8 protein-coding genes are annotated in these 10810 nt (G+C 73.7%); 6 read left to right on the forward strand and 2 right to left on the reverse strand.

The features are described 5' to 3' along the window. Window positions 1–36: 36 nt before the first annotated feature. Both ACFYP4_RS28230 and ACFYP4_RS28235 read left to right on the forward strand, forming a co-directional pair. Window positions 37–840 carry a polysaccharide deacetylase family protein gene (locus ACFYP4_RS28230; RefSeq protein ID WP_358852406.1) on the forward strand — a complete coding sequence of 268 codons (804 nt, stop codon included), beginning with the start codon at window positions 37–39 and terminating at the stop codon, window positions 838–840. After that, entirely contained in the window at window positions 833–4732 is a 3900-nt protein-coding gene (locus tag ACFYP4_RS28235) for a lipopolysaccharide biosynthesis protein (protein WP_388789099.1), read from the forward strand. The genes ACFYP4_RS28230 and ACFYP4_RS28235 overlap by 8 nt, the downstream gene beginning before the upstream one ends. A 42-nt stretch (window positions 4733–4774) precedes the next feature. Here ACFYP4_RS28235 and ACFYP4_RS28240 read toward each other — a convergent pair whose 3' ends face one another. Further along, window positions 4775–6196: a xylan 1,4-beta-xylosidase gene (locus tag ACFYP4_RS28240; protein ID WP_388789102.1), complete on the reverse strand. Its 1422-nt coding sequence runs from the start codon at window positions 6194–6196 to the stop codon at window positions 4775–4777. Between the two features lie 268 nt (window positions 6197–6464). Here ACFYP4_RS28240 and ACFYP4_RS28245 point away from each other — a divergent pair, with 268 nt between their 5' ends. Both ACFYP4_RS28245 and ACFYP4_RS28250 read left to right on the forward strand, forming a co-directional pair. After that, entirely contained in the window at window positions 6465–7559 is a 1095-nt protein-coding gene (locus ACFYP4_RS28245; RefSeq protein ID WP_358855580.1) for a DUF5925 domain-containing protein, read from the forward strand. Between the two features lie 74 nt (window positions 7560–7633). Further along, the gene (locus ACFYP4_RS28250; RefSeq protein ID WP_388789105.1) at window positions 7634–8419 is read left to right on the forward strand and encodes a DUF72 domain-containing protein; all 786 of its coding nucleotides are present in this window, start codon (window positions 7634–7636) and stop codon (window positions 8417–8419) included. Window positions 8420–8464: 45 nt separating this feature from the next. Here the strand turns inward: ACFYP4_RS28250 and ACFYP4_RS28255 are convergent, their stop codons facing one another. Beyond that, window positions 8465–8836 carry a GntR family transcriptional regulator gene (locus ACFYP4_RS28255; protein WP_358855578.1) on the reverse strand — a complete coding sequence of 124 codons (372 nt, stop codon included), beginning with the start codon at window positions 8834–8836 and terminating at the stop codon, window positions 8465–8467. Window positions 8837–8959: 123 nt separating this feature from the next. On the opposite strand from ACFYP4_RS28255, the gene ACFYP4_RS28260 reads away from it, so the two are divergent. Both ACFYP4_RS28260 and ACFYP4_RS28265 read left to right on the forward strand, forming a co-directional pair. Continuing rightward, window positions 8960–9889, forward strand: coding sequence for a GNAT family N-acetyltransferase (locus tag ACFYP4_RS28260; RefSeq protein ID WP_388789108.1), 930 nt, complete (start codon window positions 8960–8962; stop codon window positions 9887–9889). Next, window positions 9870–10391, forward strand: coding sequence for a DUF402 domain-containing protein (locus ACFYP4_RS28265; protein WP_358855576.1), 522 nt, complete (start codon window positions 9870–9872; stop codon window positions 10389–10391). The genes ACFYP4_RS28260 and ACFYP4_RS28265 overlap by 20 nt, the downstream gene beginning before the upstream one ends. Window positions 10392–10810: the final 419 nt, after the last annotated feature.

The following is a 10810-nucleotide window of genomic DNA, read 5'->3' on the forward strand; positions in this document are numbered from 1 at the left end:
CGTGCCCGGTGCGGCGTGCGCCGGGGGCGGTGGCGGATGACATCGGCCGTTCCCATCCTCATGTACCACTCCGTGGCGACGGCCCCCAACGAGGCGACGCGGGAGCTGTCCGTGGCCCCCGGGGCGTTCGCGGAGCAGATGGCGCTGCTCCGGGACCTCGGCTTCGTGCCCGTCACCACGGCCCAGCTGGCCGCGTCCTGGCGGGCGACGGGCTGTCCCCCGCTGCCGCCGCGGCCGGTCCTCGTCACCTTCGACGACGGCTACGAGGGCGTGCACCGGCACGCGCTGCCCGTGCTCGCCCGGCACGGCTTCGCGTCCACCCTGTTCGTCTCGACGGGCTGGCTGCGCGGCGCGCACGACACCGGGAGCGCCCTCGACACCATGCTCGACTGGGACCAGGTGCGCGCGCTCGCCGCCGAGCAGACCGAGATCGGCGGGCACAGCCACACGCACCCGCGGCTCGACGACCTGCCGGACGACGCGCTCCGGTCCGAACTGCTGCGCTGCCACGAGATCATCACCGGTGAACTGGGCGCTCCGCCCCGCTCGTTCGCGTACCCGTACGGTTACTCCAGCCGCCGGGTGCGCCGTACGGTGCGCGAGGCGGGCTTCAGCCAGTCGCTCGCCGTCGGCAACGCCCTCGCGCGGCGCCGGCAGGGGCCGTACGCCCTGCAGCGGGTCACCGTGCGCCGTACGACCGGAATCGAGGAGTTCGAGCGGCTGGTCGAAGGCCGCGCGATCGCCCGCAACTTCGCCAGGGACCGCGCGCTCACCAAGGGGTACGCCGTGGTCCGCAGAGCACGACAGGTCCGCCGGAAGGCCATCAGTTCCCGTGTCTGACACGACCACCACCCAGGCCGACACGCCCGCGCCCGAGGTGCCCGGGCGGCAGCCGGGACGCCGGCTGCGGCTGCCCCCGCGCCGCCGGGGCGGCGCCGCGGGCGGCGGCCAGCTGTTCCGCAACGCCTACGCGCTGATGCTGAACACCGGTATCTCCGCGGTGCTGGGCCTCGGATACTGGCTGGTGGCGGCCCGCTACTACTCCGAGGCGGCGGTCGGCCAGGGCTCCGCCGCGATCGCGGCGATGAAGCTGCTCGCGGGCCTCACCGCGGTGACGCTGACCGGCGCCCTCGCCCGCTTCATCCCCGTCGCGGGCCGTGCCACCGGCCGGCTCATCCTCCGCACGTACGCGGGCAGTTCGGCCGTCGTGGGTCTCGCGGCCGTCGTCTTCCTCCTCACGCTGGACGTCTGGGGCCCCTCGTACCGCTTCCTGGACGGGCCGCTGAACGGGCTCGGGTTCGTCCTCGCGGTGATCGCCTGGTCGCTCCTGACGCTGCAGGACGGGGTGCTGACCGGGCTGCGCAGCGCGTTGTGGGTGCCGGTGGGCAACACCGTGTTCTCCGCGGTGAAGCTGCTGCTGCTCGTCACCCTGGCAGCGGTGATCCCCGCGACCGGTGTCTTCGTCTCCTGGGTCGCAGCGATCGCGATGTCCGTGGTGCCGCTCGGCTGGCTGGTGTTCCGGCGGCTGGCACCCCGGCACGCGAAGGCGACCGAGGACCGCGCGCGGCCGCCCACGCTCAAGGAGGTCGGCCGCTTCCTCGCGGGCGACTACACCGGCTCCCTCTTCTCGCTCGCCGTGGTCTACCTGGTACCGGTGCTGGTCGCCTCACAGGTCAGCTCCGCCGACAACGCGTACTTCTACATCACCACGACGATCGGCGGCACCGTCAACCTGCTCGCCATCAACATGGGCGCCTCACTGACCGTCGAGGGCTCGCACGACCCGGCGCGGCTCTCCGCGAACACCCGGGCCGCGCTGCGCCGGATGGCACGGATCATGCTCCCGGTGTGCGGGCTGCTGTTCCTCGGGGCGCCGTACATCCTGCGGGTGTTCGGCGCGGGCTACGCGGACGCTGCGACGCCGTTGCTGCGCTGCTTCGCGGTGGGCGCGGCGCTGCGGGTCGTCATGGAGACGTACTTCGCGGTCCTGCGCGCGCAGAGCCGCACCTCCGGACTCGCATATCTGCAGGGCCTGCTGTGCGTACTGGTGCTGGGGCTGACCGTGGCCCTGCTGCCCCGCACGGGCCTGATCGGCGCGGGTGTGGCGGAGATCGTCAGCCTGGTGGTGATCGTGGCGATCGCGGCGCCGAAGCTGTACCGGATCGTGCGGACCGCGCCGGCCCCGGCGCCGCCCGAGGACACCGCGCCGGACGGGGACCTCGCGGACCTGGGGGCGCGCGAGATCGCGGTGTCCCGGACCGGTGGGCACCGGCGCGGGCCGGCCTGGGCCCTGGACTCGGACACCCTCGGCCTCGGACTGCACGTCGACTTCGAGCACCTGGAGCGCAGACCGGACGTGAGACCGGGTCCGGGGACCCCGCCCATCGGTACGCCGGCGGTGCGGGCGGACCGCCGGCCGTCGTGGGCTCGCGGGACCCCGGCGGCACCGCGGGAGCGGGTGGGCCCGCCGGCGGAGGCGCGCGAGCCCGGGGCAGAGGCGCCAGCGGGGCGGTCCGGTTCGGTCCGGGCGGACGACACGCCGTCGGACGGCCGGGCGCCCGGCGGCGAGGCCGTGGGGTCACCGGTGCCCGGGACCGGTGTCGCCGGTGTCGCCGGTGTCGCCGGTGTCGCCGGTGTCGCCGGTGTCGCCGGTGTCGCCGGTGCCGTTCAGTTGGGCACCCCCGCCGGACCCTCGCGGTCGCTGCGGGAGCGGCTCACCCGCCCCGCCCGGCCCGGCGTGCTGCCCGGCTGTCTGCTGACGGCGGCGCTGCTGCTCTACTGGCTGCCCGCGCTGCGTCTCGGCGAGGCCGACCTCGACCGGATGGGCGGGCTCGGGCTGATCTCCGTGCTGCCGCTGCCGACGCTGGCCGGTGCCGCCCTGCTGGCCGTCGTGTTCGCCTCACTCCTGTGGCCCGCGCGCGAGCACCGTGGGCTGCTGCTCGTCACCCTGCTCGCCACCGTCGTGTCGCTGCACGCCCTGCCCGCCGTCCTCGAGACCGAGCCGAGGTTCGCCACCGCCTGGCAGCACCTCGGGTTCCTGGACCACATCGACCGGACCGGGTCGGCCGTGCCCGACCTCGACGCACGCTGGAGCTGGCCGGGCTTCTTCGCGCTGGCCGCGTTCCTCGCCCGGGCCTGCGGGGTCGGTGATCTCACCGAGGTCATCCGCTGGTGGCCGCTGACCGTGCAACTCCTCTACCTGCCGCCCCTGTTCCTGCTGGTGCGCTCGGTGCGGGCGGACTGGCGCGCCAAGTGGACCGGCATCTGGATCTTCGTGCTCAGCGGCTGGGTCGGCCAGGACTACTTCTCCCCGCAGGGCTTCACCTACCTCCTCTACCTGGTCTTCGTGGCCGTCCTGCTGGTGTGGTTCCGGGCGCCGCGGGTGCTGTGGGCACGGCTGCGGCCCGGCGAGGCGGAGGTCGAACCGGCCGACCGCCGGCAGCGGGCCGTCCTGCTGACGGTCCTGATCGCCCTGTTCGCGGCGACCGTCCCGGCCCACCAGCTCACGCCCTTCGTGATGCTGGGCGTACTCGCGGCCCTTGTCCTGGCCGGCCGCAGTGAACTGCGCGGGCTGCCGCTGCTGTTCGGCGTCCTGGTCGTCTTCTGGGTCGGTTTCATGGCCGAGCCGTACTGGTCCGGCCACTTCGACGAGCTGTTCGGCGGGATCGGCGGAGTCGGCGGCAACGTCTCGTCGTCCGTGTCCGGCCGTATCGAGGGCGGCAGTCCGACCCACAAACTCGTCCTCTACGCGCGCGTGCTGCTCGCCGGCGGGGTGCTGGCGCTCGCCTGCTGCGGCTGGTGGCGCCGGCGCCGCCACCGGTACAGCGAGCGCTCCCTGCTGATCCTGACGTCCGTTCCGTTCCTGGGCTTCGGCATGCAGTCGTACGGCGGTGAGATGGCCCTGCGTGTCTTCATGTTCGCCCTGCCGGGAGCGGCGCTGCTCGCCAGCCTCGCCCTCTTCCCGCACCGCGCCGTCACCGGCGGGGACCGCGCGCGCCGAAGGATGGACCCGGCGCCGCCGGCCGCGCTCCTGGCGGGCCTCGTCCTCATGGGCGGCTTCCTGGTGGCCCGCTGGGGCAACGAGCCCTTCGAGCGGATCAGGCCGGGCGAGGTCGCCGCGATGGACTACGTGTACGCCCACGACGATCCGACCGTCCGGCTGCTGTGGCTGAGCAACGACACCGTGGACAACGTGACGCCCGCGATGCCGTGGGGCGCCCGGGACATGGAGAAGGTCGAGTACGTGCCGACGCTCGCACCCGTCGACCCGGCCCTGGTCTCCGGGCTGGTCAAGGGACTCAAGGACGCCGGCCCGAACTCGTACCTGATGGTCAATCGCAGCCAGGCGGTCTATCTCCGGATGGACGTCGGCTATCCGGCGGCCTGGGAGTCGCGGCTGGTCGGCCACCTCGACGGCCGCAAGGAACTGAAGAGGGTCTTCGCCAACGCGGACGTGACGATGTACGCGCTGCGCCGACAGCCCGCGGGCACGGTCCCGAGGGCGGACCCCGGGCCGATCGGGCCGCAGGTGACGTGGACTCCCTGGTCGGTGGTCGGCGGGCTGGCGGCGGTCGCGCTGGTCGTGCTGCTCACCGCGCGGGAGGTCGTGCGGGTCGCGGTACGGCCCGGAGTGCGGCAACTGCGCCTGCTGCAGGGCAGCTTCTGGTTCTCACTGCCGTTGCTCGCGGTGCTGCTGGCCTCGCTGGTGCAGCGGTTCATGACGATGTCGTAGCGCGCCGGAGCACCAATGGGCGGCCGGCCGGGGGCACGTGGTCTACCGGTTGCGCCACTTCACCTCGTAGGCCGCCAGATGGATCCGTTTTCCGTCGACCTTCGTGCTGACGGAGCGGTCCCGGGTGTTCACCACGAGGACCGCCGCGTCGTCGGCCAGGACCCGGACGTCGGGCCGGTCGTCCTTCGCGACGGAGACCGTCTCGTACGCGGTGCCGGGCGGGAACTCCTCGTGGAAGCGGGAGATCAGCCCGAGCATCGGCAGGGCCTCGCCCCCGTCGTCGCCCGCCGTCGGGGACCACAGGCAGCCCGCACACGCGGGTCCCTTCTCCTTCTCCGGGTTCCAGTAGAAACCGGAGGAGGCGCCTCCGCGGGCCATCGCCATCAGTCCGGACGCCTGCACGGCGATGCGACGGGTCTCCGACCAGCCGGTGCGCTCGTCGTTCCCGTCGGCCGGCTCGACGTAGTACTCGGCCCACCACAGCGGCAGGCCGCCCGTACGCTCGCGCACCCACGTCCCGACGGCCGTGAGTTTGTCGGTCGCGGTGAACTCGTCGGGCAGCAGGTCGTCGTCCCTGGTGTAGCTGGAGCCGTCGACGACGACGAAGTCGGCGCCCGCCTTCTTCTCGTTCCAGTAGGTGAAGGCGTCCAGGACACGCTGGTCCATGGCACCCCAGGGCCCTCTCACGGTCGTCGACGCGTCCTGCCGCTGGCGTGGATGGACACTGTCCATGACCAGGTAGGGGCCGCCCACCATGATGTCCTCGTCCACCTTCTTGAGCGCCTTGTAGACGAGGTTGTAGAGCTCGGTGTAGCCCTCGTGGTCCCAGCGGCCCTCGGACTCGTTCCAGAAGCCCTTGAACTCGTTCCAGACGATGAAGTGGCGTACGTCTGGGTACCGCTTGGCGACGGTCGCGGCCAGCGCGGCGAAGTCCCCGTAGTGCGCGCGGTCGGGCGCCCTCTCCAGGGCCGCCCGGCTCCAGTCGGTGCTGTCCGCGCCGGACTCGCCGCCCTTCATCCAGTCCGGGGAGCAGCACAGGGTGACGACCGGGGTGCCGCCCGTCGCGCGGACGAAGTCGATGCGGTGGTCCATCTCCGCGAAGGCGTAACGCCCCTTGACCGGCTCGGGGTTGCCGGCGCCCCAGCCCATGATGTGCTGGATCTGCGGCAGCCTCCGCTTCGACAGCAGTCCCTTCACGCGTGCGGTGGCCGCGCCGCTGCCCTGGTCGGCGCTGAACTGGGTGTGGGTGAGGCCCCAGCCCACCTCCGGTCCCACCGCGCCGTGCGGGACGGCGGGGGTGCCGTGCACCTTGTCCCCGTCCGGGGTCGTCCCCGCGGTGCTCCCGCCGTCGCCGGGCAGGGTGTTGAGCAGCGTCAGCACCAGAGCCAGCGCGACCGCCGCCACGCCGAGCAGCGCGGTGAGCCGCCACCGCAGCGGCCCCGAATCCCACCCGTGACGTCCCATCAACGGCAACAGTAACGGCGGGGCCCGACGGGAGACAGGCCTCGTCGGCGCGCGGCCGGGTGGGCGGACGCACGCGAGGAAGCGGGCGCGGCCACGGCACACGGGCGCACCGCGTAAAGCGGCTGCGGCCACGGCACACGGGCGCACCGCGGAAAGCGGCTGCGGCCACGGCACACGGGCGCACCGCGGAAAGCGGCTGCGGCCACGGCACGCGGGCGCACCACGTAAAGCGGGTGCACGGGGCGTCCGCGTGACGGATCATGGCGGCATGTCCGCGAACCCACACGACGCTCTGCCGATCCGGCTCAACGTCGACGACAGCGACTCACCGTCGGACGTCGTCGACGCGCTGTTCCTCGGCCGCTTCGCGACGGGCGAGCAGCCTCACTCGCACGCGGCGAACATCGACCGCGTACGTTCCGGGGCGACCCTGCTCCCGCCCGGGTCCCGGGTGCTGCGCTCCGCCCGCGACGACGACCGCAGCGCGACGCTCGCCGAGGGCGACGGCTGGACCCTGCTGGTGTCCCGCTGGAACCGCGGCGCCGACGTCACGGTCACCGCGACCAGCCCCGAACTGGCCCGGAAGATCCTCGGCCAGGCCACGGACGGCGCCGCCGACGAGCCCGAGCCGCAGCCGGAGAACGTGACCATGGGGTTCTGGTACGTCTCCCCCAGGCGCGGCCCGCACCGCACGACCCGCCAGATCTCCGCGGGCACGTGGGAGGAGGTCCGGCCGAACTACACCGCGCCGGTCGCCGACGCGATGGACCGGCTGATGAAGACGACACCGGAGGACATCGCGGGCCGCCTGCTGCTGCTCCACGGCCCGCCGGGCACGGGCAAGACGTCCGCGCTGCGCACGCTGGCCCGTTCCTGGCGGGACTGGTGCCAGGTCGACTGCGTCCTGGACCCGGAGCGCCTGTTCGGCGACGTCGGCTATCTGATGGACATCGCGATCGGCGAGGAGGACGGCACGGGCAAGGGCCGCTGGCGGCTGCTCCTGCTGGAGGACTGCGACGAGCTGATCCGGGGCGAGGCGAAGCACACCGCGGGCCAGGCCCTCTCGCGCCTGCTCAACCTGACCGACGGCCTGCTCGGCCAGGGGCGCAACGTGCTGGTGGGCGTGACCACGAACGAGGACCTGGAGCGTCTGCACCCCGCCGTCGTCCGTCCCGGCCGCTGCCTCGCCCGGATCGAGGTGGGTCCGCTGACCCGCCGGGAGTCCGTGGACTGGCTGGGCACGGAGGAGGGCGTCGGACGCGAGGGGGCGACCCTGGCCGAGTTGTACGCGCTGCGCCGGGGGACGTCGCCGACGTCCGTACCGGACCAGCGGGAGGGCGCGGACGCGGGGTTGTACCTGTAGCCCGGACGGGACCCGCGCGGCCGCGCGGGTCCCGTCCGTAGGTCGCGTGCCACGGCTGGTGCTTTGATGGGTGTATGACCGTGTTCCTGGGCACGTCGGGGTGGCAGTACAAGGACTGGCGCGACGTCCTGTACCCGGCAGGGGTCCCCACGCGGCTCTGGCTGGAGGCGTACGCGGCCCGGTTCGCCACCGTCGAGGTCAACAACGCCTTCTACCGGCTGCCGGCGCGCGAGACCTTCGAGAACTGGCGGGAGCGTACTCCGCCGGACTTCGTCGTCGCGGTCAAGGCGAGCCGGTTCCTCACCCACATCAAGCGGTTGCGCGACCCGGAGGAGCCCGTGCAGCGGCTGATGAGCCACGCGGCGGGGCTCGGCGACCGGCTCGGCCCGGTCCTGCTCCAGTTGCCGGCCACGCTGCGCGGCGACGCCGGTCTCCTCGACGACTGTCTCGCCCGCTTTCCCGCGGGCACCCGGGTCGCCGTCGAGCCGCGTCACGAATCGTGGTGGACACCCGCCGTGCGCGAGGTCCTGGAGACCCGGGGCGCCGCGCTCTGCTGGGCCGACGTGCTGGCCCGGCCGGTGACCCCGCTGTGGCGGACCACCGACTGGGGCTACGTCCGCTTCCACGTCGGACGCACCCGGCGGTGGCCGCACTACGGACGGCAGTCCCTGATGACGTGGGCCGGGCGGATCGCGGAGACCTGGTCCGACGACCACGACGTGTACACCTACTTCAACAACGACCCGCATGCCGCGGCGGTCCTGGACGCGGTGGTGTTCGCCCGGGCCGCGACGGCGTCGGGCCTGACGGTCACCCGCACCCCACGGCACCTGCCGGCGGCCCCGGCCGTGGGTTCCTAGGGCTGTACCCGACAAGGTTCACCGGGTCGCAGCACCGGCCGCCCCTCAGTTCTCGCCGTAGGCCGCGCGGAGTGCGTCGCGGACGGCGGCGAGAGCGGCGTCCTCGGCCAGACCGAGGCGGCGGACGCGCTCGGCGTACGCCTGCGCCGCGGACGCGGCCTCGCGCTCGGCGGCCGAACCGGCGGCGGCCACGACCGTGCCGTTGCGGCCGCGGGTCTCGATCACCCCGTCCGCCTCCAGGGCCCGGTACGCCTTGGCGACCGTGTTGGCCGCGAGGCCAAGGGACTCGGCGAGACCGCGCACCGTGGGCAGCCGGTAGCCGACCGGCAGCGCTCCCGACCTGGCCTGCTCGGAGATCTGGGCGCGCACCTGCTCGTAGGGCGCGGCCCCCGCATCGATATGGATCTTCAGGGTCACGCGGTGATTGTCCCGCACGCGGCGCGGCGCAGGACGCCCCGGCGCGCAACCGCCCGCCCGCCTGCCCGCCCCGGGCGGAAAAGGGGAGGCAGCAGAACCCGCCCCGCGCGTAGCGTCGGCTCCATGACAGTGATCGTTCGCGACGTCCGCCCGGGCGACCCGCGGGACACCGAGGCCTTCGCCAGGATCCGGAGCCTCGCCCTTCCCTACATGTTGTGCACCTCCGAATCCGTCGCGTACGACGCCACCCACACGCATCCCGACGCCCGCTTCCGGCCCCTCGTCGCCGACCAGGACGGCGAGCCGGTCGGCACGGCCCAGGTCGGCCTCGCGTACGACAGCCCGCAGCCCGGCCAGGGCTGTCTGAACGTGTACGTGCACCCGGACCGCACCGGTCGCGGGGCGGGCTCGCTGCTGTTGCGCGCCGCCGAGGAACATCTGGCCGCCCTCGGTGCCACGCGGCTGTTCGCCTGGGTGCTGGACGAGCCGGCGAACCGCACGTTCGCGGAGCGGCGCGGCTACCGCGCGAGCCGCTCGGCGCACTTCCTCCGCCTCGATCTGCTGGACGGTACCCTGCCGCCGCTCCAGGACCCCCCGCCCGGAGTGGAACTCCGTAAGGCGTCCGACTACGCCGACGACCCGCGCGCCCTCTTCACGTTGGACGCGGAGACGTCGAACGACGAACCGGGCGACATCGCGCACGAGTTCACGGACTACGAGAGCTGGCTCGAGGAGACCTGGCGCCACCCCCTGTTCAGCCCGGAGCTGACCTCGGTCGCCGTCGTCGACGGCCGGCCGGCGGCGTTCAGCGCAGCGCGCACCGACGGCGGCACCCGCTACGGCACCGTGATGACGGGCACCGGCCGCGCCCATCGCGGGCGCGGACTGGCCAAGCTCGCGAAGAACGACTCGCTGCACCGCGCCCGCGCCGCCGGCTTCACGGAGGCGTTCACGGGCAACGACAGCGGCAACGGGCCGATGATGGCGATCAACCGCTGGTTCGGGTACGAGATCTGCGCGACGGAGGTGAGGTATGTCCGTGAGCTCGGCTGACGCACGGTCCGCGGCGCCCGGACGTCGGATGGAGGTGGTCCTCGTCAAGTCCGGCCGGGTCAAGATCCGTTACCCGGCCGTTCTGGTCGACGACGACGGCACCCGGGTCACGGTGCGCGCTCCGTGGGCCGGTGACGGGGTCCGCGACTTCGGCTTCGTACGGTTCGAACCGGGCGACGTGTTCACCGAGCACTACTGGCGGGACCGCTGGTACGCGGTGAAGGAGGTGCGCGACGCCGGGGGCGCCCTGAAGGGCTGGTACTGCGACGTCACCCGCCCGGCCGTGGTCCGCGCCGGTGAGCTGGTCGTGGAGGATCTCGACCTGGACCTGTGGCGGTCGGCCGACGGGACGGCCGTACTGCGCCTGGACGAGGACGAGTTCGCGGCGAGCGGTCTCGCGGCGGCGGATCCGGCGGCGGCGGCCGCGGCCGAACACGCCCTCGACGAACTCGAACGGCTCGCCCGGGAGGGCGACTTCGCGGCGCTGCTCACCGGGACGTGACACCGACGCCGGGCCGGAGCCGGGGACTGCCTCGGTATCGCCTCCGGGCCCTGCCGGCGTCACGTCCGGCCGCGGTCCCGTGCTGCCCGGCGGTGGCCCGACGACAGCGGTGGCCCGACGACAGCCCGGGGGCGGCTCGGCGCCCGTTCACCAGCCGCTCCGGGATCACTGGACTTGAAGCCGCACACCGCTCGACGGGAGACCGCCGCGTCGGCCGGGGACCGTCGCCCTACAGCTGGCGGCCGCGGTGGGCGCTGCACCGGCGGCCGTCACCCACCGCGCCCGAGGACGACATCGAACCGCTCCTCGGGGGGGGGGGGGGGGGGGGGGGGGCGGGGGGCGGGGGGGGGGGGGGCGGGGGGGGGGGGGGCGGGGGGCGGGGGGCGCGGGGGGGGGGGCGCGGGGGCGGGGGGGGGCGG

The sequence above is a fragment of the Streptomyces sp. NPDC005551 genome, assembly GCF_042871785.1.
In the GTDB taxonomy this organism is placed as follows: Bacteria; Actinomycetota; Actinomycetes; order Streptomycetales; family Streptomycetaceae; genus Streptomyces.

Bases quoted from the DNA above. Each gene is read 5' to 3' on its own strand.
- ACFYP4_RS28250 (WP_388789105.1), top strand. From the start codon at position 7,634: ATGACCGTGTTCCTGGGCACGTCGGGGTGGCAGTACAAGGACTGGCGC.
- ACFYP4_RS28265 (WP_358855576.1), top strand. From the start codon at position 9,870: ATGTCCGTGAGCTCGGCTGACGCACGGTCCGCGGCGCCCGGACGTCGG.
- ACFYP4_RS28240 (WP_388789102.1), bottom strand. From the start codon at position 6,196: ATGGGACGTCACGGGTGGGATTCGGGGCCGCTGCGGTGGCGGCTCACC.
- ACFYP4_RS28230 (WP_358852406.1), top strand. From the start codon at position 37: ATGACATCGGCCGTTCCCATCCTCATGTACCACTCCGTGGCGACGGCC.
- ACFYP4_RS28245 (WP_358855580.1), top strand. From the start codon at position 6,465: ATGTCCGCGAACCCACACGACGCTCTGCCGATCCGGCTCAACGTCGAC.
- ACFYP4_RS28260 (WP_388789108.1), top strand. From the start codon at position 8,960: ATGACAGTGATCGTTCGCGACGTCCGCCCGGGCGACCCGCGGGACACC.